Here is a 22,147-nt window from a genome sequence, read left to right as displayed (position 1 = left end):
ACTTTCGTAGCCAGTATGAGCAACGTTCTACTTCAAACAACCTAAAACAAAGGGCATTTATTCAATCTAATGCCCTTTGTTTTGTTTATTTAGGAAGAAGGGGCGACTTTGAATGGTTATAAACGCTCAAAATTTTCAAATCGGATTATATTCGCCATTGATTATATAAGTAGTTGGTTATATAATTATGAAGTCGAAAGAAGCCAACGGGGGAAAACAGAGGGAGGTACTACATATGGAGCAAAAGATACAGGAAATGGCCGAGGCTTATAAATTATTAGCCGATAAAACACGGTTAACCATCGTAGCACTGCTCAAAGAAAAGGAACTATGTGTATGTGATATCACTGATATTATCGGGATGTCTCAGCCAAATGCCAGCCAGCATCTACGAAAATTAAAATCAGCCGGACTTCTAAATGAAAAGAAAAAAGGGCAGTGGGTATATTACTCCCTTAATCCGGATGCGGAAGCCTATGTACAGTGCGTTTATCCGTACCTGCCTTCCATGAAAGAAAAAATAGCAGGCTTAAAAAATAACAGCTGTGATGCACAGGGGGAAGTATGACACTCATTGCCGTTTTAATTTTTTTGCTTACACTCACGTTTGTAATCTGGCAACCGAAAGGACTTAGTATTGGTTGGTCGGCAGCTGCCGGAGCTATTCTGGCACTTCTGTTTGGCGTCGTAAACTTTGCTGATGTTGGTACGGTTACGGGTATTGTATGGAATGCTACCCTTGCCTTTGTTGCTATTATCGTAATATCGCTTCTTTTAGATGAAATCGGCTTTTTTGAATGGGCGGCGCTTCACATGGCGCGGCTCGCACATGGCAATGGAAAACTTATGTTTGTTTATGTCGTTCTTCTTGGTGCAGCAGTATCGGCATTCTTTGCCAATGACGGCGCGGCGCTTATATTAACACCTATTGTGCTTGCGATGGTGCGTGCACTCAAATTTGATCAGAAAATGATTTTGCCTTTCATTATGGCCAGCGGTTTTATCGCAGACACGACTTCGCTCCCTTTTGTAATCAGCAACCTCGTTAATATCGTTTCCGTTGATTTTTTTGAAATCGGCTTTATCGAGTATGCTAGCCGGATGATTATTCCGAACTTTTTTTCGCTGCTGGCGAGCCTTCTGATCTTGTATTTGTTCTTCCGTAAAAGCATCCCAGGTCATTACGATTTAAAACAGCTCAAAAAGCCGTCTGAAGCCATAAAAGATAAGAAACTGTTCCAAATTTCGTGGGTAATCTTAGCCATGTTACTTCTCGCATACCTTGTAATTCAATACATTCATGTTCCAATTTCCGTCATAGCAGGCGTCGCTGCAATCTTGTTTATTTTAGCTGCTCGCCGCAGCCCGGCTATTCAAACTTGGAAGCTGGTCAAGGGCGCTCCTTGGGCAGTTGTCATCTTCTCCATTGGCATGTACGTGGTTGTTTATGGACTTCGTAATGTGGGACTGACAGATGAACTAGGAAAAGTCATTCAAGCCATCGCCGACAAGGGACTATTCATCTCCACTATCGGTATGGGATTCCTTGCTGCGATATTGTCTTCGGTCATGAACAATATGCCAACCGTGATGATCGATGCTCTAGCCATAAAAGGAACAGCAACGCAAGGCGTGATTCGTGAATCTTTGGTGTATGCCAACGTTATCGGCAGTAATTTGGGACCTAAGATGACACCGATCGGCTCGCTCGCGACACTTTTGTGGCTGCACGTATTATCGCGTAAGGATGTAAAAATCACATGGGGAAATTATTTTAAAACGGGTATCATTCTCACGATCCCAACGCTCTTTATCACGTTAACAGGGTTGTATTTGTGGCTGCATTTCATCCATACAACAAACATTAATGTATGGGTGTTGATTGCCGTAATTACAGCAATATTGGTTCTAATCGCCATATTAATAAATGCTTGGATTAGCTCGAAAATGGGCAAAACGAAATTTCAAGAAGAGATCGTAAAAGTTAACTCGAGAATATAGGAGACCGATTATAATGAACAACAAACCACTCGTTTATTTTTTGTGTACTGGAAACTCTTGCAGAAGCCAGATCGCCGATGGATTTTTGAAGGCACTGGGTAGCGATAAATATGAAGTGAGGAGTGCCGGTCTAGAAGCTCATGGCTTAAATCCCCGTGCGGTTCAAACCATGAAAGAAGCAGGCATCGATATCTCCAATCATACTTCGGATGTCATTGATCCTGAGATTTTAAAACAAGCAGATTATATCATCACGCTTTGCGGTCATGCTAACGATAACTGTCCGGTTGTAAGTAACGACAAAGCGCAAAGATGGCATTGGGGCTTCGACGACCCCGCAAAAGCGACAGGTTCAGAAGAAGAAATCAAAACTACATTCGCAGAGGTCCGTGATTCGATAAAAAATCGAGTTGAGTTGTTTGTGAAAGAAGGGAAGTAACAAACCGTAATAGTTATGTACTTACGAATATATTCGATGATTTAGGAACTGTTTTTGTGCCATTTATAACTATAATACAAAAGAAGCAAGCCCTCAGGGCTTGCTTCTTTTTCATTTAAAATTGCTAATTATTTGGTCTTGCTGAATTTCGTCATCTCTAATGATACCTACTCCTGCGTATAAAATATAAATAATGCCGCCAACGAAGCACGCACATAAAGTTAAGAAGGAAATCATATGTTGTCATCCTTTCTAATCGTGATTACATCAATCGTACAGTGACCCTCAAGCCTTGTGACCCTCCAATCCAATCTGATATCTCCCATCCAATAAAATTCAACGTTTCGAATCCAGATAATTGAATTGAAATATTCATATTGATCTGACGGTGGATTCTGATTGCTTGACACAAAAATGAAACTTCTCTCCCTATAATTTTATCTTGATTATCAAGATACTTATAACTATAATTAAAATAATTCAAGACAATTGGTTGTCGAGATAAACAATGGGAGTGGCAATTACATTGTCAATTAAACAAAGTGGAGGGAACGAGAAACAATGGAAATGGCAAAAGGAAATAAAGTAGGTGTAATCATTGCAGCACTTCTGCTGGCTACACTGATGGCATCGATGGATAACACCATATTAGCAACTGCGATGGGAACAATCGTAGGGGACCTTGGCGGGTTTGACAAATTAATGTGGGTGACTTCTGCTTATATGATCGCAGAGATGGCTGGTATGCCGATATTTGGTAAGTTATCTGATATGTATGGTCGCAAGCGTTTCTTTGTATTCGGAATTATCGTATTTATGATTGGTTCAGCTTTATGCGGTACAGCGGAATCTATTGTACAGCTGAGTATTTATCGCGCGATACAGGGTATTGGCGGCGGAGCTCTAGTACCTATTGCATTTACAATTATGTTCGATGTGGTAGCACCTGAAAAACGGGGGAAGATAGGCGGATTATTTGGCGCTGCATATGGTATTTCAAGCATTTTCGGGCCTCTAATTGGCGCTTATATTGCAGATTATGTTCATTGGTCCTGGATTTTCTACATCAATTTACCAATAGGAATCATTGCATTTGTAATGATTGCTTATTTTTACAAAGAGTCTGTTGAGCATTCTAAACAAAAAATCGACTACATGGGCGCAATAACGCTCGTAACTTCAATTCTTTGTCTCATGTTCGCGCTGGAGCTAGGAGGTAAAAAATACGACTGGGACTCCTTCACGATCGTAGGTTTGTTTTTAGCTTTTGTCGTATTATTGATCACTTTTATCTTTATTGAACGGCGCGCACAAGAACCAATCATCACTTTCAGCATGTTCAAAAATCGGCTTTATTCCACAAGTAATTTAATGGCTATTTTTAGCGGCGCAGCGTTTATAACAGCTTCCGTCTATATCCCAATCTATGTTCAAGGGGTACTTGGAGGTTCAGCTACCAACTCGGGGCTCGTGTTGCTTCCAATGATGGTCGGATCTGTTGTTACCGCTGCTGGCGGCGGTATTCTGCTCTCCAAGTTTAGTTATCGCTCCATCATGATTTCGACGTTGTTTCTGCTAGTGGGCGGCATGGCTCTACTGACTACTTTAACACCCGATTCATCCCGATTTATGGTTACAATCTTTATGATTTTAGTTGGCCTTGGCATCGGCTCATCGTTTTCTGTGCTAAGCAATTCCGCCATACATGGATTTACTGCTAGGCAGCGAGGATCTGCAAGCTCTACACTTAGCTTCACTCGGGAACTGGGAATGACGCTTGGGATTACGGTATTCGGTATTATTCAAAGTCACTTATTTGCAAATAAACTTTCTTCATCGTTCGGCAGCGGCGGTCAAACGTCGGAGTTCATTGATCTAAATGATCCAAGTAAAATTTTAACACCTGATACAAGGGAGAACATTCCTTCTCAGATTCTTGATAAAATAACCGAATCACTGTCCTCGTCACTGGTTCATACTTTTGCTTGGGCTATTATTCCATCCGTCATTGCTCTGTTAGCTGCCTTTGCGATGAGCAAGGAGAAGTTTGATCCAGCTTCCGAGCTAGAAGAATATTCGGCATCTCATTAAAAAATAAACCTCGTTATTCGTAGCGAGGTTTTTCTTATGTACATTAAACTTTTGCAAATAAATCTCTAATGACGCTTGCGTCAAGCTCATTCGTTATTTTATAAAAATTAGCAGCATTTTTTGAAGCATTGTAATTAAATACATTTAGAGGATTATAATCATAAAGTCTAATAACCAAGAGCCTACTTTGTTACATCATAATATTTCACAACTTGACATATTAGCGACTTCGTAGGTATTATAGACATAATAAGTCTGTAATTGAGGTGAGAACATGAAATTTTCCAAAGCGACCAATTATGCACTTCACACCATGCTCATGCTTGTAGAAGCTTCCAATTTGAAGCCCATAGGCGTCAAGCAGCTGGCGGAATCCCAAAACGTTTCACCTACTTATCTTTCCAAAATTTTAACGAGACTCGTCAAAGCTGGGATGATTGAATCCGTTTCTGGGGCAAACGGAGGTTACCGGCTATCACGCAAAAAGGACGACATTACGTTTTTGGATATTATCCACGCTATTGAAGGAACAACATCATTATTTGAATGTGATTTTGTTCATGGTGAAGAATGCTTGATTCAAGCTGCAATGAAAGAAGCGGAAGAGAAGATGGAACAACATCTGAAACAAACGAAATTAGCTGACATTGCAAAAAAACAAACCAAACTTAAAAGTTAAGAACATTTTTCTGAAAAAGGAGAAGTACAATTAACATCGTATTAAATCCTTTTTTCGAATCAATTGTAGATATAGCGAGTCTTCAATGTCGTATTTAAATTTGATAATAAGCGTTTTTTTGCATTATTATAGATATAAAGAGTCTTTAATATCCCATTAGTAGGAGATGAGCTACATGAATTATGATTGTGCCATTATTGGCGGAGGACCAGCAGGGTTAAATGCCGCACTTATGCTTGGCAGGGCAAGGAGAAGCGTTGCTTTGATCGACAACAATCGTCCAAGAAATGCTGTTACTCATTCATCGCATGGCTTTATAACAAGAGATGGCGTTACACCAGCTGAGTTTCGCCGCATTGCTTATGAAGAGGTGCTGAGTTATCCATCAGTCGATCATAGGCAAGATGAGGTGATTTCGGTCAGCAAAATTGAAGCCGGATTTGAGCTTATTGATTCATCTGGATTACGCATTCCTACACGTAAATTGATCTTGGCAACAGGAGTAAAAGAAATATTTCCTGAGATCGAAGGCTTTTACCCGCTTTATGGAAAAAGCTTGTTTAATTGCCCTTATTGCGACGGTTGGGAGCTGCGTGATCAGCCGCTTGTCGTTGTTTCGGAATATCCGGCTGTTTTTCATACAGCGAAGCTGCTTCTCAATTGGAGCAAGGATTTAGTTGTCTGTACAAACGGGAATGAAAACCTGTCGAACGAACAAAAAAAACAGCTCCAACGAAAGGGGATCGCAATCATGGGGCAGCCCATTGCAGCATTCGTCGGACAAAATGGGAAGCTTGAGCATATTCGTTTCTCAGATGGGACTACCATCGAAAGAGCTGGTGGTTTCGTTACTCCTAAGTTTATTTCAAGCACGCGGTTCGGAGAACAATTGGGCTGTGATAAAACGGAGTTGGGAGGAATTCAAACGGATGGAAAGGGAAAAACCTCAGTACCCGGTCTTTATATCGCTGGTGATGCTTCCTATTTCATGCCATCCCAATTGGTTTTTGCTGCGGCTGACGGCAGTCGAATAGCGATGAGCGTAAATTTGGAGTTAGCAGAAGAAGACTTCATTTAACGAAACTTAAATGCAGTCACACTACGATAGGAGGGAGCACTATTTGCAAATAAAAAATCATTTGATTGGGTCTTCAAAATTTCGGGCAGCTTTATGTGTCATCTTGCTACTTACAGAGCATGGTGGAACGTTGACTAGCTCAGAAATGGCACAACAGCTGAATGTCCATGCCGCTTATTTACGAAAAATCATGTCCGCATTGCAGAAAGCTGGGATGGTTGAAGCTAAGGAAGGTCAAGACGGCGGATATAAACTAAAGCATCCTGGATCTGATATAACATTGGCTGATGTTTACGATGCAGTAAGAGAGGTAAAGAAAAGCCAAACCGTTACATTCTGTCAATGGACAACATCTATAAATGACAGCTTAGCGAAATTAATGCTTGGAGTCGATGAATGTACGATTTCATACTTAAAGGAAATTAAAGCAACTGACATGATAAGCAGCTTAAGCAATTCGAATTAAACAAATCTATCATCTAACTGGAGAGGAAGACATAACCATGACAATTATACATGGAACGGATACAACACTAAAAAATGAAATTCAAAACGAGGGGCTAACCATAGTTAATTTCTGGGCTCCTTGGTGTGGACCATGTCTTATGTTCGCGCCCATTCTTGAAACATTTAATTCGGCAGGAAGCCATAATGTAAAAATTGTGAAAGTAAATGTGGATGTTAGTGAAGCGATGGCTTCACAATTTGGAATTATGAGTATACCTACTACAATCCTCTTTAAAGATGGAATACCTGTTGATAAAAGGAGCGGAGTCCTTACAGTAGAAGGCTTGGAACAATTTATTTCTGGTTATATTAAATAATAGCCCGCATTATAGGCTTAATCGTTCATGATAGAGGAAACAGGTGTGTAGTACTCACCTATCAAAAGGTTAATATAATCGCAATGGAGGATTCAGATGACTACAAAAATTAAAATGACTCATACGTTTAATGCTCCTCGTGACCTTGTTTTTAAGGCTTTTACAGAATCAGAACATTTACTGAATTGGTGGGGACCAAAAGGATGGGCTTTTGACATTAAAAAATTCGATCTCCGCCCAGGTGGTTTATTTCATTACAAACAGACCGCACCAGACGGAACCGAGATGTGGGTCAAGTTTATCTATCATGAAGTTAATTCACCTGAGAAAATTGTGTATACCAATTCCTTTTCTGATGAGGAAGGTAACACCGTGCGTGCACCCTTTGACGCCAATTGGCCTCTTGAATTTTCAGTCACTTTTATTTTCAGTGAAGATGGAGACAAAACCATTCTTACTATGGAAGGGGAAGCAGTATCTCCAACTGAAGAGGAAGCCAAAACGTTAGAGGCATCACAAGATATGGTTCACGAAGGATATAAAGTGACGTTTAATCAACTGGCAGATTACTTATTAATGGTATAAACCAACTAGTTAACGTGATACAAAAAAAACTCTTAACGACAAAGGTTAGTTTGATCTCACATTGTTGATGATCATCCTGACCTTTGTTGTTTTTTTGTTAGTTGGGCTCAAATGGAACGGGGTCGAGCCTTTTTGCGTAATGTATCTCAGTACTTTGTACAACATGTGCAACTTGATATTCTCGCTACATATTTTTACCAAAAAATTGTTGAACCACCAACAATCGTGTAAAATATAACTTATTTGCTCGACGCATATAGTTCCAAATTCCTCGGAGGAAGTGAGTCAACATAATTTTTAGTCTTATGTGCTTCAGGAAACTATACTAAGGCTTCAAATCAGTTATTTTGTTTCATTTCCCAGTCATTTTATTATAACTATAAGTCGAGGTTATGCGTCGTATGAATGATAAGTATACAGCTCAAGCAGATACTTGGTACCAGCTTGCAGAGCAAAAGGCAGCCCAATATTTTGAAACATTGAATGAACAAGTGAAAAATAAAACTTATGTAACTACACTAACCGAAGATATTCAATTGTGGAAAAAGAACCATATCCAACATTATTCATTGTTATCCTTTTTTTCGAAAGGAAAGAAAAAACCGGATTCTCGGGATTATCATAGATACATATGGTGGCTGAATTATTCGGGAAAACTGGATGAATATTTGGATCGAAGCGTTTCCTATATTTATATGAGGGATTTAGGCAAAGCTTTGGATTCTCCAGAGACAACATTGAGAATTCAACGAGTGGTTGCTGACGTCAAAAGTCACTTTATTCAACCCTCTTCAACTAACGGGGGAGAGCAGCCTGATTTTATGACCTTGGCGGGGCTGTATCGGTGGGCACAGAAGGAAGGCATAGAAAACGCCATAATCTGGGTAATAAATAAACTAAAGTCCGTATCCTCTAATATCCCAAAGGAAATGAGTTCCGAGCATGCGGTGCGCAAGCTGATCAAAATCATAATCGGCGTAATGCTTCATGTAATTGAAGAAATGGATGATCAAGTATTGCCTGCTGAACGTGCCCGGAGACTAGACGAATCCGTCAGACTTGGTTACTCCTATGGACTAACCTATCCTTTTATCGACGATCTGCTTGATTCTGGTGTTCTAAAGGCTGAGGAGAAAGAACAATATTCCGATATGATCCGTACCTCACTTCTAAGCGGATCTGTTCCACAATTAGGTGAATGGTCCGGCAATAACTTTAAATTTGTCCAATACGTACACGCGGAGCTTAGTGACGCTTTTGAGTATATTAAAAAATATCAACGACCTGAAACACAACAAACCTTTTTCGAGCAATCCTACGTGTTTTTTCATTCTCAGGATTTGGACCGTGTCAAGGATCTAACGAATGTAACTTACACCAACAAAGACCTTTACCTGCCTATCATTTTAAAATCCTCATCTTCAAGGCTCATCGTCCGTTCCGTCATTAGCGCTTCATTGGATGAAGGCTTTGATAATCGAACATTTTATTATGGCATTTATAATCAGCTGGCAGATGATTTAGCAGATATGTTTGATGATATGAAAGACGGGGCGGTAACACCCTATACCTATTATTTGAAATACCATGAGCAGCGCTCAGATCTAATCAATCCCTTCGAGTTATACTGGTCCGTCATCTCTTATTTAATTCACAGCGTATACTACTCCGATGCCAAAACCCGAGAAGTGATTCTTGATCGTGCCTTCAATGGTCTAAAGAGGTTGAAAGAACGTATAGGTACTGAGAAATATAACGAAATTATGGCGGTGTTTGCTTCAGGAGATCCAGACTTCAATCGTCTTATCCAACATGTGGTTCAAAAAGCGGATGATGTGGATTTCTTCGATAAACTGCTCCGGGATCAGATGGTAACGGCGTTAAAAAGCAATCGCAATGAAAAGGAACAATTCCTTTCAACTGTCAAAGCTGCTCGCGAGCAAATCAACAATCTATTGCCGATTCACAAAAGTAATGAAATACCTCCAATGAAAGAGCTGCTTATTGATGCTGCAAACTACAGTCTTGAAGGAGATGGCAAACGATTACGGCCAATATTGGCTTGGGTCATGGGTATAAATGAATATGGACTGCATGCTTCGACGATCGTGCCGCTTTTAAAATCATTAGAGTATATGCATACCGCATCTTTAATCTTCGATGATCTCCCAACGCAGGATAATGCCTCTACTCGCAGAGGGCGTCCTACGCTGCACCAGGTCCATGATAGTGCCACCGCGGAATTAACCGGCCTATTTCTTACCCAGAAGGCGATTGAAGAGCAATCATCGCTTGAACAGTTTGATCCTAAAACCGTACTTACTTTAATGCAATATTCGTCCCAAAGAGCTGGAGAAATGTGCATGGGGCAGGCGATGGATTTGCATTCCAAAGGAAAAGCATTAACATTGGAGCAGCTGAATATGATGTGCTTTTACAAAACCGGAATTGCATTTGAAGCTTCACTTGTTATGCCTGCTATTCTCGCTCAGGTTAAACCGTCAGAAATTGCGATTTTGAAAAAGTACGCCTATCATGCGGGCATAGCCTTTCAAATTAAAGATGATTTGCTTGATTCGGAAGGAGATTTACAGTTACTCGGTAAACCTATTGGCCAGGATGTAGAGAACAACAACTCGACTTTTGTAACCATCCTTGGTCTTGATGGAGCTAGAAAAGAGATGTGGGAACACTTCTGCCTTGCAATGGAAGCATTGAAGGAGATGCCACGTAATCCTGCTTTTCTAAAGCAACTGCTGAATTATATTATAAGTCGGGATTTTTAAATTAAATTCGAACGCCTTGAGGAAGACTCGAGCGATCATGTTAGATAGTGCGACAATTTGAATAAGCAAACAGCAGTCCATCGGTGACACATGGTCACTGTGAGACTGCTTTTTCTTTTTAATGGTGTTTGAAACAGTCAGCAAAAGGTTGATGAGGATGGAAGGGGAAGATAAAGTGAACGAAGTTAATATGACTAATTACCAATTCATTAATGACTATAAAGACAATTCAACCTACAAAGAAAGCTTTAATGAGTTGGCTAAAATGGTATTTGGACTTGATTTCGAAAAATGGGATGAAAAAGGGGGCTGGAACGAAAATTATATATGTTATTCCTTTATCGATAAAGGTAAAGTCATTGCCAATGCCTCAGCAAGCAAGATGACGGTTATATGTAACAGTGAAGAGTACAAAGCCATTCAAATCGGTACCGTTATGACGCATCCCGACTATCGAAATCAAGGATTATCAGGCAAACTGATGAACCATATTATCGAGAAATATGAAAAAGAATATGACTTTATCTACTTGTTTGCTAATGATTCGGTTCTAGACTATTATCCTAGATTTGGGTTTAATAAAACGCAAGAAAGTAGGTTTACGCTAAACATTTCAGGTTTAGAATTAAAACCAGAAGCAACCCGTCCCTACCGTAAGCTACATACGAATAACGCCAATGATTATCGGTTGATGGAGCTGTTTGCTAAGGAAAGAATACCTGTATCCCCAATAATGGGTGTAAAAAACAATGAACATCTATTGCTGTTTTATTTTATCTTAGCATTCAATGATGCGATATATTATGTCGAGGAAGTTGATGCCATTGTTATTTTTAAGCACGAGGATAAACAACTTCATCTTTATGATATCATCAGCGTTCAAAAAGTTGATTATGATGTTATTTTAAACAGCCTTGTTACTGCCGATACGGAGATTATTCATTTTTACTTTACACCCGATTACGATAATGAAAACATTCATGTCGAGTTATTAGCAGAGAGTGAGGACACATTGTTTGTGCGTCCTTCATTGGAAGATAAAACAGAACATATTTTGTTTCCATTAACTTCTCATTCATAATGAAACGCTTTTTTCAAACATTATCAGTACAAGGTAAATATCATGCTCTACATCCTGCAGGAACAGCATAGGCCATCGTCTTCCATGTCAATCGTACAGGTCGTTTTGTCTTCTTGAGAATACAATATGGTGTATTCCAAAACAGGAAGGAGATAATTCTGTGAACCGTAACGATTATAATAACATGAGTAATAACATGAACATGGGTAGTAATATGGGTAGTAACATGAGTATGGTAGAAGGTGCGAATTCGGCTAACTTTTGTCCGGATTGTCCAACACAAACGATTTATGATCCTCCAATTACGCAATATGAGGACATCTACCATCCGCAGCTTGTAAATGTTATTCAAAATATTGAAACGGTGAAGAAGCATCATTGTTGTCCTGTCTATCAGCATTATTACACGCAATCAGAAAAAAATGTCATGGTTTCAGGCTTAAAACGCAGAAAACGTGCTAAAATATCTTCCAAAAAACGTTCCAAAAAATAGTTCTAAAATTTTAAAAAAGACCCGTAAGAGCCAACGCTTCGCAAATGAAGCGGTTGCCTTATGGGTCTTTCGCTTGTTTTCAAGATTACTTTAACTGATCAAAGTGATGATTTCTTCTTAAATACATATACAATACATACAGAATACGACAGACAGGCAAAACAAACAGAAAATTACCTTAAATGTTGTCAAAAAGGCTCCAGCCTCAATAAGATATGAATATAAATTGTTGAAATTCTAAAGGAATTTAATGGGGAAGCTGAACAACTTTGTGAAATATATCTACTCCTTCATATAAACGTTGCAGATTATTCACAATTTGTATACTTGAAAATCTCAGAAGCAGAGAAGTAGCAACGTTTAGATTGAAACTAATAGAAGATTAGTTTAACATCAAATACAGTGAACCATACCGCAAGTATCGGAAAAAATGTAATGATGCTAGTAACACATGGCGGCAAACAAAAGCTTCAATCGATCCATTAAGCTTTGTTATTGCCTTTGCTTTGTGTGTTCCTAGAGCCTTGTAAACGGACTTTTCACTTTTCACCAGCTTTCAAATAGCTTATAATTATCTGATAATCGCAGATCATTTAATCTATAATCAATTACAAAACAATATGATATGGTTTTAATTGAAACAGAAAAGGTGTGTGACTGGGTCGAGCATTGGCTTAGTGTAACGCCTATACAGAAGCGCCTACATGCTTTATGCAAATTTTAGGATATAAGGATGGTAAAAATGAGCAACGGAGAAAATAAAACAGACGTCATCTTGATTGGTGCCGGAATCATGAGTGCGACTTTAGGGACACTTCTGAAAGAATTGGTACCGGAATGGAAAATTACCGTGTTTGAGAAGCTCGAGAGTGCTGGAGAAGAAAGCTCTAACGAGTGGAATAATGCAGGAACAGGGCATGCAGCACTGTGCGAGCTTAACTACACTGTAAATAAGCCAGACGGATCTGTAGATATTAGCAAAGCGATTCAAATTAATGAACAGTTCCAGCTTTCCATGCAGTTTTGGTCTTACCTTGTAAATAGTAAGCTAATCCGTAATCCACAAGACTTTATTATGCCATTACCTCATATGAGTATGGTCCAAGGAGAACAAAATGTAACGTTTCTAAAGAAACGTTTTGAAGCCATGTCTACTAATCCATTGTTTAAAGGGATGGAATTTTCCGATGACCCTGCAAAATTGATGGAATGGATCCCACTTATTATAAAGGATCGTAAATCAAATGAAGCTATAGCAGCAACCAAAATTGACTCTGGTACGGATGTCAACTTTGGTGCTTTAACGCGCATTCTGTTTGACCACTTAAAAAGTAAAAACGTTGATCTCAAATATAAACATAGCGTTGATAATATTAAACGTGCTAGCGACGGCTCGTGGGAATTGAAAGTACGCAATGGCAGCGGCAACGTCGAACGGCATACTGCAAAATTTGTTTTTATCGGAGGCGGAGGCGGAAGCCTGCATTTATTGCAAAAATCCGGTATTCCTGAAGGTAAACATATTGGCGGATTCCCAGTAAGCGGAATATTTATGGTTTGTAATAATCCGAATGTTGTGGCACAGCATCATGCAAAAGTTTACGGCAAAGCCAAAGTTGGAGCTCCTCCAATGTCGGTCCCGCATCTGGATACAAGATTTATCGACAATAAAAAATCTTTGCTGTTTGGTCCATTTGCCGGATTCTCACCTAAGTTTTTGAAAACCGGTTCAATGTTTGATTTGGTTACTTCCGTAAAACCGGATAATCTCATCACAATGTTATCCGCAGGTGCAAAAAACATGTCATTGACAAAATACCTAATTGAACAAGTTATGCTATCCAAAGAAAAGCGCATGGATGAGTTGCGCGAGTTTATCCCTAACGCCAAAACGGAAGACTGGGATTTAGTAGCAGCTGGTCAGCGTGTGCAAGTTATCAAAGATACTGAAGCTGGCGGCAGAGGAACACTTCAATTTGGTACGGAAGTTATAACGGCTGCTGATGGTTCGATTGCAGCATTGCTAGGCGCATCGCCAGGTGCTTCAACTGCTGTTCACGTTATGCTTGAAGTATTTAAAAAATGTTTCCCTCAACATATCAAGGAGTGGGAACCCAAAATTAAAGAAATGATTCCTTCTTATGGCGTTTCACTAATGCAAAATCCAGAGCTTCTGCACGAAATTCATACTTCTACAGCTGACTCGCTAGGTCTGAGTGAAAAAGAGCTGGCTTTTAGTTAGTTTTTCTGATGTGAATTATTTAATATCATTAAAATAAATATAGAACCTTTGATCTAATTATAGATTGAAGGTTCTTTTTTTATTGAATTTACAGGTGCTGCAGTTAATCTTGCTTGAATGTTACCATTTTTGGTGAGAGGACATACTAATAAAAAACTTGTTGCTCCCTTTTAAAGCAATTTCCCCAAATTTTTTTATAGCGTGAAAAATAACGGGCTGCTCGATTGTATTACTAGTGAAAGGGGGACATCAAGTGAACGATTCATATGAGCTCAATGAATCCGTCCGCAAAGCCGTGGTCAACTATTCCGACAGCCTGGTCAAGATAGCTTTTGCTTATCTCAAAAATATTGCTGACGCGGAGGAAGTAGCGCAAGAAGTATTTCTAGCCTATCTCCAAAAATCCCCCGTCTTTGATAGCGGTGAACATGAGAAAGCCTGGTTAATCCGTACAACGATCAATAAATGTAAAAACTTGCTCAAGACGGGGTGGTTTAAGAGTCGAAACCCCATACCGGACAACCTGTCTAACCTACCGAAGGATGAATACATGGTCATGCAGGCTGTATTATCATTGGATAAAAAATATCGGGTCCCGATCCATTTGCATTATTACGAAGGTTATTCCTTGGAAGAAATAGCGGATATACTTCATGCCAAACCTGCGACGGTAGGTACTTGGCTCGCTCGAGGGCGTAAACAGCTTAAAGAAGTGATAGGCGGTGATTTGTGAGAATGAAAAAATCAAGTTATAAATCGGCCATGTCCAAAGTGAAAATAAGTGAAGACTTTCAAGAACGTACACTTGAACGCTTAAGCCAGGAGAAGCACAAACAAATTGACAACAATAATAACAGCATACGAAATGGAGAGATTCCTATGAAAACAATTAATTCTAAAGTAAAGAAAAACAAAGTGATGATCTGGGCAACCAGCATTGCGGCTTGTGCGGTATTGACTCTAAGCGTTTATGCAGTAAACCAAGACGCAGGCAGTACTACCCCTGGTGCGGTCACGAACAATCCAAGCGGCACCGTTGAGAATAAAGGTCCTGGACCAGCGACCTCAGCAAAACACAGGGTAAACATTGATGGTGTGATTGATGAGGTAAGTACCGACGGCCAAAGCTTTCGAATTGGCGAATTGTGGGTGATAGTTACGGAACAAACGACTTACGGCATAACAGGCCCAACTGCTCCTGATATTTCAGAGCAGCTGGTAAGCAAGGAATTTAAAGTGGGCAACACGGTATCTGGCTTCACCTCGGGAGACGTCACGAGCGGAAAGGTAACAGCCGACGTCATTTTCAATAATTTTTGATCTATCTGCTGTTAACATACTAACCGCATCCTCCTATGGATGCGGTTTTTTGCTAGCTGCATTATATAAAATAGACGATCAAATATCAAAAAAAAGACCGCTCAGCGTAAATGCTTTTTGGGATCGCTCCATTTCCAGTGTCAACCACCAAAAACTAAGTTTTTTACAGTAGGAACTAAATTCTTACAGGTAAACGATTAAGAAACGTTTTGTTAAGATAATTATTGTAATCGCTTTCAAATTAATATATGGAAGGGCGTGAGGCTTGAGCAGCCTATTGCAGGCTGTACAGCATCATGTGGGACTAATTGCAATTTAAAAAAAGAGGAGGAATACAGATGAAATAATTGTAACTTCCGATGACGTGACATGGGACGCTTACCTAGACTATTTAGAAATTCAGTAAAAACCCCAAATCTAGTAGAGAGAGTTAAGCGGTACGGAGTGACGCGAACAACCATACTCGTATTTTAATACGAGGAGGTACTACCATGTTCAAAGCAAAACTAATAAAAGGGGCAGCGGCCCTAGCACTCTTCAGTTCGTTGTTCTCCATCCCGATAATGCCTATTGCCAGTGCAGCCGATGCCAACTGCCCGAATGGATATGTAGGTCTGACATACGACGATGGCCCAAATGCCAGTAACACTACATCTCTGCTCAATGCTCTGAAGCAGGCTGGTTTGCGTGCAACGATGTTCAACCTTGGGCAAAACGCCCAAAATAACCCTTCACTCGTGCGGGACCAAGTGAATGCGGGCATGTGGGTCGGGAACCACTCTTATACACATCCTCACATGACCACATTGAGCAGCTCGCAGATGTCATCAGAAATTACGCGGACACAACAAGCGATCCAGTCAGCTACCGGAGCTGCACCAAAATTGTTCCGCCCGCCGTACGGCGAAACTAACGCAACTTTGAAGTCAATCGAGAGTCAAAATGGTCTAACCGAGGTGCTGTGGAACGTTGACTCACAGGACTGGAATGGCGCCACCACCGCACAGATCGTAGCTGCTGCGGGCAGACTGCAGAACGGCGATGTCATCCTGATGCATGATCAATACCAGACTACGCTCCAAGCAATCCCCCAGATTGCTCAGAACCTTAAGAGCCGTGGACTTTGCCCTGGTATGATTTCAACAAGCACCGGCCGAGCGGTTGCGCCTGACGGTGGCGGTACAACTACTCCTCCAAGCACAAGTACAAAAAAGGAAGCCGAAAGCATGACCAAAGCTGGTCAGTACACCGGGAATATCAGCTCGCCGTTCGCTGGTGTTGCTTTATACGCCAACAATGATTTGGTCAAATACACACAGAGTTTCACGAGCGGAACTCATAGCTTCTCACTCCGTGGTGCTTCAAATAATTCCAATATGGCAAGAGTTGACTTGAAAATAGGCGGGGTGACGAAGGGGACCTTCTACTTCGGAGGCAGTAGTCCCGCGGTCTATACCATAAGCAATGTCAGCCATGGAACCGGTAATCAAGAAATTGAGCTCGTTTGCACCTCCGATAACGGGACATGGGATGTTTACATTGATTATTTGGAAATTCAGTAAATAACTCGAACCAGTAAAGGAAGCGATTTAGTTATTGATCTAAATTTAAATCGTATTTTCCACTAAATCCCGGCGGGAGCTTCTCCGTCGGGATTTTTATGATTAGCACTGTTGAAAAACTGAAGAAAACTTATCGTCATTTTTCAAGCTAAAAGATTGATCATTTACAATATTGGTTTAGTTCTTGACCTAAGGTAATGTCACCCATATAATTATCCATTAATAACCAATAGAATGTGATCAAGGAGAGTGAAGTTAATGGAACCTACCCTTACAGCCGATCTTGAAAGAATACTGCGAAAACTTGATCAAGCTGATTTAATTAATCTTTTAGTTGATCGGATATCCCCCAGTGACTTGAATTCACTTCTCTTAAAAGTATTCAGCGAGAAAACAAAAACATCTTCTCCAAATGATCTTTTTAAAAGATACAAGAATAACCGTTTTGTACACCCAGCTGACGTCGATGTGCTATTGCTTAAGAGGTTGGAGTTGGATGTTTTAGATATTGCTTCAAAACATTCTTTTTCACCAATTCAATTATCTCCCGTAGCACCATTGGGCTGTGCTTCTGTGCTAGGAACAGTTGATCAAAACAAAGCAATTTCCGCGTTAAGAGGAACGGAGGTTGTATCAGATGCAACCAATCTCTTAGCCCTGCATATCAGTAAATTACTTAAATCAAATAAGTCAAATGATAAGAGAGATAATTTTATTCGCTTCTGTACAACCCATAGGCATGTCAGAGCGCAATTCTTTGGAGATGCTCCAGGGATGCTGCCTCATTTCCATTTATTTTGTATGGTGACGTCTGGATTTGATGAAGGTTCCTATAGCTTCGAAAAACAATCATTATGGGAGCATATAAAAGTGTACCAAAGTATATTTAAAAAGCTGTTTGGATCTGACATCGAGATCATTTTAAGTGAACGTAGTGGTTACAAAGATTCAGCTGGCTTAGTCTCAAGGATTATAAAACACGGAAATGAACTGTCAATGAATGTGTCGGTAAGTACAGGTGAGCCGAATATGGAAAACCAGTATTACAAAGGATTACAATTCACATTAAAGACAGTAATCGGCGAAACGGAGTATTTTATTGGCGATGGCGGTTTTGTAGATTGGACACAAAATATGTTAGGCAGCAGGAAAGAGCGGCTTTTAATTAGTGCAATTGGTCTGGATAGGCTCATTTTGTGAAGTTTCGGCCTTTCTCAAAGGACTCGAAATTATAGAATTCCTACTAAGCAGGTGATTATCATTTTTGAGAAGATGTATGCTGCAAACGTAATGGATTCATTGACTTATCTTTTCATCTTTATTAGGACTGATCCAACGAACCCTTTACTTTTTCAACTTTTACTTAAGTATCGATGCTGGTTACATGAAGAAACCAAATTTAATTTTCGCTCAATTAAGAGGTTACTTAATGAATTGAATTTAATTGAAGATCCTCGATATAAAGCAACTATTATCTCAAAACTCAAAAGAATAAGGTTGTACAATAGGGTTCATAACATAGAAAGGGTATATCAGAGCATGGGCCCGATCAAATACATAATAGAAAGTTTAATACATGTGATTGATCTTCAGGATACAAAAAAAATAAGCATTATGGCTAGTTCAGTCCATAATTATCCATCATTCATTTTAGGTAAATACAAATGCAACTCTGTAGATTTCTGGGATGAACAGATTTGCTTTTACAATAGAATTTATCAAAGTGACTTCATGAGTGATTGGAAATATTTGTTTTTTGAATATTATCCAAAGCATGAGCAATCACTGCTGCGCTAACCATCTAATAGGAATACATTTTAATATTATATAAATGGAGTGATAGAGTGTTTCCGATTCTAGAGACAGAAAGATTGCAATTGAGAGAAATCGTTAAAGAAGATGCTCACAGCATCTTTCATTGCTTTTCCAATCATGATGTGACACGATATTTTGGACAAGATACGTTAACAAATATCGAACAAGCAGAACAGTTCATTGCGTTTTTCGCGAAAAGCTACCAAGAAAATCGAGGCATTCGATGGGGAATTGAAATAAAAGGTAAAAAAGAAATGATCGGGACCATCGGTTTTAATGTTTTGTCTTTAAAACATAAGAGAGCTGAGATAGGCTATGAGCTTCATCCTGATTATTGGGGAAATGGATATGCAACAGAAGCCATTTCAAAAGTTATAGCATATGGTTTTAGCGAGCTTGGGTTAACACGAATTGGCGCGATTGTTTTTATTGATAATAAAAAATCCAATCAATTAGTAACAAAACTAGGTTTCGAAAAAGAAGGAATTTTGAAAAACTATATGTATCAAAATGGTATTGCTTATGATACAAACATTTACTCTTTGATAAAGTGAAGTTAATGAAAGGATGGAATCAATGAAAACAATCCAAAAGATGTATGATCATCTAAACTGGGCAAATCAACGTATTCTAGAAACTTTGCAAAATGTAGAAGTCGAGGATCAACTCGTGCGGTTATTTTCTCATATTTTATATGCCGAACAAGTTTGGATTGCTAGAATACAAGGAATGGACAGTTCACAAATGCCTATCTGGTCAGATGGTGATCTAGAATCCTGTGCAACACTTATTAAACAGAATGAAGAAAGCTTCAAAAATATTCTCACTAAAATCACAAACGCTGACTTAGATAACTTAGTATCATATTCAAACAGTAAAGGTAACGAGTTTATAACTTCCACACGAGATATTTTAACTCATGTAGCACTACATGGTCAGTATCATCGAGGACAAATTAATTTACAAATTCGAGCAAATGCTTTTGAACCTGTCAATATTGATTATATTTCTTTTGTGAGATAGATATATCAATAGTTACTATTTGAATTACGGGTAATCGATAGTTATACTTTAGTTCTGGAGCAGTTTGCCATGGCAGCTGCTCTTTATTATTTATTAAAATTAAGGACCGTATGGCTCTAATACTTGGTCATAGTGATAGAAGATAAAAATAGTCTGTACCCCTCGTATTTGTAAGAGAAAGGTGTGTAAATCCTGTTTAAGCTTAATCATGTCTCTCGTCCTATGCGCACTACTTTATTCATTATTATCGTTCTCGTTTTTTCGATAAGCACCGTATCTGTTTTATTGTATGGCGATCACTTTCTCATTGGGTCATATGATAAACAAAATAATGACGACGTCAAATATGTAAATAGCGCTAAAATTTTATTGAATAAGCACACGATTACTTATAACAGCGGCGATGAGCCGTCTGCTTTCATCATGCCAGGAATGCCAGTTGTACTGGCTGGTCTCATGCTCATCTTCGGACAAGGAGATGGAGGGGTTGTGGCATTCCGAGTCCTAATGGCAGCCATGCAGGCGTTCTCGATTTATTTGATTTTTATAGCGGCTAATCAGCTGTTTAATAGTAGAGCTGCTATTATAGCCAGCATCGCAACCGCGCTTTATTTGCCCGATTATTTTTCTTCAGGCGCCATTTTGTCGGAGACAATGTTCCGCATGCTGTTCATATTGCTTATTTGCTTTAGCCTTCTTGCCTTAAGGAGACAGGAAACGAGGTATTACGTTATTTCGGCCGCTATTGTTGGGCTAGCATGTTATTTCAAACCGCATGCGGTACTTTTTCCCGTTGTCTGGTTCATTTTATGGCTTGTGCAAAAGATATCTTGGAAAATTATAGTGAAGTATACATCAGTTATTTCGCTAACGTTGATCCTTTTGCTATCACCATGGTGGATACGGAATTACGTCACATTTGATAAATTCATTCCATTCACGCAGTCAGCAGGCAATCCGATGTTATTAGGCGCACTTATTAACAACAAGGCACCTTCAAAGGCCTTCTTCGACACCCATCTAGAATACGAGGGCATCAGTGAAAATTTATTTGCAGGCTCTGACGCTGCTCAAGCCGAAACAGCACAAAAGATTGTAAGCTTCGGCTTTAAAAATCAACCATTAAAATACTTGAAATGGTATACGATTGATAAAGTATTTGGATTATATGCGGCTCCTTATTATTGGAAAACGGTATTTGGTTTAAATATTTGGATCGCGGGCATCTATCATGTCGTATTTATGCTATTTGGAGCAGCAGGTTTACTGCTTACACTTAAACGAGCCTTCCGGCAAAAGAAAATTGCCTATTTATTTTTATTGCTTTCATTGGCTTACTTTACTGTGATCTATATTCCCTTTGTCGCATTCAATAGGTATGGTTACCCGAATGTGTTTCTTTTCTTTATGAGCGCAGGTTTTTTTATCGACTGGGCGATTGCAAAGTATCAAAGTACGACTGTGAAAAATAATGTTACTGCCAACCTTTAAAGGCTTCAACTTACACGGGAATCGAAATAGATCGGAGGATTTATGAAAAAAAGATATGCTTTCTTGCTATTTATTGCAATCAGTATTTTATTATTAATAGGTTATAATCGATACTTTTATAGTTTTCAAGCTCTTAATAATAATGCTGTCATATTTAGTGGCCCGACCAAATCTCCGAATGGTGAATATAATGCAAGTGCATATTATATCCCTTATGGTGGCGCAGCAGGTGGCGTTTTGTATCTTGTCGAGGTTGAAGAGAGCCAAACAGGCGAGAAAAAAACGATTTATTCAAGCAATCATAAAGACATTTTTTCTATGAATTGGAACTCCGCAGAAGTTCTTAAAATTAAAAATGAAAGTCCGGAATATAGAGTTGAATGTGAAGTCCGATATTTATGAAGAATCGGGCGCTGCTTGTCGAAGTCTATTGTTAAAAGGCAAGTTTGAAAATTGTTATAAGGCCGATGACATTAAGGTGCCATTTATTCTTAAAATGATTGGTTTCTAATATTAACGTAAAAAGAGAAGGACAGCTATCCTTCGGGAAAGTACGTCTCTACTATTTTACATTTACAAATGTTAAGATACATTGGCTTGATTAATTATGGTCTTAGTATTTAGCATACTTCATGTT

General features: G+C 39.3%; 21 protein-coding genes. All 21 read left to right on the top strand.

Annotated features, from left to right (window positions below; genetic code table 11):
- Window positions 1-235: 235 nt before the first annotated feature.
- The 21 genes from AC0VYE_RS17140 (at window position 236) to AC0VYE_RS17040 (ending at window position 21,912) form a co-directional block, all read left to right on the top strand.
- Window positions 236-568, top strand: coding sequence for an ArsR/SmtB family transcription factor (locus AC0VYE_RS17140; RefSeq protein WP_475442356.1), 333 nt, complete (start codon window positions 236-238; stop codon window positions 566-568).
- On the top strand, window positions 565-2,001 hold the full coding sequence (locus tag AC0VYE_RS17135; RefSeq protein WP_475442355.1) for an arsenic transporter: 1,437 nt from the start codon (window positions 565-567) through the stop codon (window positions 1,999-2,001). Before AC0VYE_RS17140 ends, AC0VYE_RS17135 begins: the two co-directional genes overlap by 4 nt.
- A gap of 13 nt (window positions 2,002-2,014) precedes the next feature.
- Window positions 2,015-2,440 carry an arsenate reductase (thioredoxin) gene (gene arsC, locus AC0VYE_RS17130; protein WP_179089730.1) on the top strand — a complete coding sequence of 142 codons (426 nt, stop codon included), beginning with the start codon at window positions 2,015-2,017 and terminating at the stop codon, window positions 2,438-2,440.
- Window positions 2,441-3,007: 567 nt separating this feature from the next.
- The gene (locus AC0VYE_RS17125) at window positions 3,008-4,531 is read left to right on the top strand and encodes an MDR family MFS transporter (RefSeq protein ID WP_475449606.1); all 1,524 of its coding nucleotides are present in this window, start codon (window positions 3,008-3,010) and stop codon (window positions 4,529-4,531) included.
- Window positions 4,532-4,805: 274 nt separating this feature from the next.
- A complete protein-coding gene (locus tag AC0VYE_RS17120) occupies window positions 4,806-5,210 on the top strand; it encodes an Rrf2 family transcriptional regulator (protein ID WP_475442354.1) in 405 nt (134 codons plus the stop codon).
- 175 nt (window positions 5,211-5,385) lie between these two features.
- Window positions 5,386-6,288 (top strand): NAD(P)/FAD-dependent oxidoreductase, encoded by a 903-nt coding sequence (locus AC0VYE_RS17115; RefSeq protein WP_475442353.1) that lies wholly within the window; start codon window positions 5,386-5,388, stop codon window positions 6,286-6,288.
- 43 nt (window positions 6,289-6,331) lie between these two features.
- Window positions 6,332-6,754: an RrF2 family transcriptional regulator gene (locus AC0VYE_RS17110; RefSeq protein ID WP_076266015.1), complete on the top strand. Its 423-nt coding sequence runs from the start codon at window positions 6,332-6,334 to the stop codon at window positions 6,752-6,754.
- A 37-nt stretch (window positions 6,755-6,791) separates the two neighbouring features.
- Window positions 6,792-7,112, top strand: a complete 321-nt coding sequence (trxA, locus tag AC0VYE_RS17105) for a thioredoxin (RefSeq protein WP_475442352.1) — start codon at window positions 6,792-6,794, stop codon at window positions 7,110-7,112.
- Between the two features lie 96 nt (window positions 7,113-7,208).
- Window positions 7,209-7,697: an SRPBCC family protein gene (locus tag AC0VYE_RS17100; protein ID WP_475442351.1), complete on the top strand. Its 489-nt coding sequence runs from the start codon at window positions 7,209-7,211 to the stop codon at window positions 7,695-7,697.
- A gap of 392 nt (window positions 7,698-8,089) precedes the next feature.
- Entirely contained in the window at window positions 8,090-10,483 is a 2,394-nt protein-coding gene (locus AC0VYE_RS17095; protein ID WP_475442350.1) for a polyprenyl synthetase family protein, read from the top strand.
- Window positions 10,484-10,658: 175 nt separating this feature from the next.
- A complete protein-coding gene (locus AC0VYE_RS17090) occupies window positions 10,659-11,564 on the top strand; it encodes a GNAT family N-acetyltransferase (RefSeq protein ID WP_475442349.1) in 906 nt (301 codons plus the stop codon).
- 160 nt (window positions 11,565-11,724) lie between these two features.
- Window positions 11,725-12,057, top strand: coding sequence for a hypothetical protein (locus tag AC0VYE_RS17085; protein ID WP_475442348.1), 333 nt, complete (start codon window positions 11,725-11,727; stop codon window positions 12,055-12,057).
- A gap of 742 nt (window positions 12,058-12,799) precedes the next feature.
- Window positions 12,800-14,299, top strand: a complete 1,500-nt coding sequence (locus tag AC0VYE_RS17080; RefSeq protein ID WP_076266019.1) for a malate:quinone oxidoreductase — start codon at window positions 12,800-12,802, stop codon at window positions 14,297-14,299.
- Between the two features lie 253 nt (window positions 14,300-14,552).
- Window positions 14,553-15,032 (top strand): RNA polymerase sigma factor, encoded by a 480-nt coding sequence (locus AC0VYE_RS17075; RefSeq protein WP_441907699.1) that lies wholly within the window; start codon window positions 14,553-14,555, stop codon window positions 15,030-15,032.
- A gap of 2 nt (window positions 15,033-15,034) precedes the next feature.
- Window positions 15,035-15,619, top strand: coding sequence for a hypothetical protein (locus AC0VYE_RS17070; protein ID WP_475442347.1), 585 nt, complete (start codon window positions 15,035-15,037; stop codon window positions 15,617-15,619).
- Between the two features lie 491 nt (window positions 15,620-16,110).
- The gene (locus tag AC0VYE_RS17065; RefSeq protein WP_076266022.1) at window positions 16,111-17,181 is read left to right on the top strand and encodes a polysaccharide deacetylase family protein; all 1,071 of its coding nucleotides are present in this window, start codon (window positions 16,111-16,113) and stop codon (window positions 17,179-17,181) included.
- Between the two features lie 258 nt (window positions 17,182-17,439).
- On the top strand, window positions 17,440-18,381 hold the full coding sequence (locus tag AC0VYE_RS17060; RefSeq protein WP_475442346.1) for a hypothetical protein: 942 nt from the start codon (window positions 17,440-17,442) through the stop codon (window positions 18,379-18,381).
- Between the two features lie 644 nt (window positions 18,382-19,025).
- Window positions 19,026-19,550 (top strand): GNAT family N-acetyltransferase, encoded by a 525-nt coding sequence (locus AC0VYE_RS17055; protein WP_475442345.1) that lies wholly within the window; start codon window positions 19,026-19,028, stop codon window positions 19,548-19,550.
- Window positions 19,551-19,572: 22 nt separating this feature from the next.
- The gene (locus tag AC0VYE_RS17050) at window positions 19,573-20,019 is read left to right on the top strand and encodes a DinB family protein (protein ID WP_475442344.1); all 447 of its coding nucleotides are present in this window, start codon (window positions 19,573-19,575) and stop codon (window positions 20,017-20,019) included.
- A 222-nt stretch (window positions 20,020-20,241) separates the two neighbouring features.
- Window positions 20,242-21,510: a glycosyltransferase family 39 protein gene (locus AC0VYE_RS17045; protein WP_475449376.1), complete on the top strand. Its 1,269-nt coding sequence runs from the start codon at window positions 20,242-20,244 to the stop codon at window positions 21,508-21,510.
- A gap of 42 nt (window positions 21,511-21,552) precedes the next feature.
- The gene (locus AC0VYE_RS17040) at window positions 21,553-21,912 is read left to right on the top strand and encodes a DUF5412 family protein (protein WP_475449374.1); all 360 of its coding nucleotides are present in this window, start codon (window positions 21,553-21,555) and stop codon (window positions 21,910-21,912) included.
- Window positions 21,913-22,147: the final 235 nt, after the last annotated feature.

This window comes from Pristimantibacillus sp. Z349TD_6, assembly GCF_056173205.1.
The sequence above is the reverse complement of the archived record's forward strand: the minus strand, read 5'-3'. Positions and strand labels throughout refer to the sequence as shown.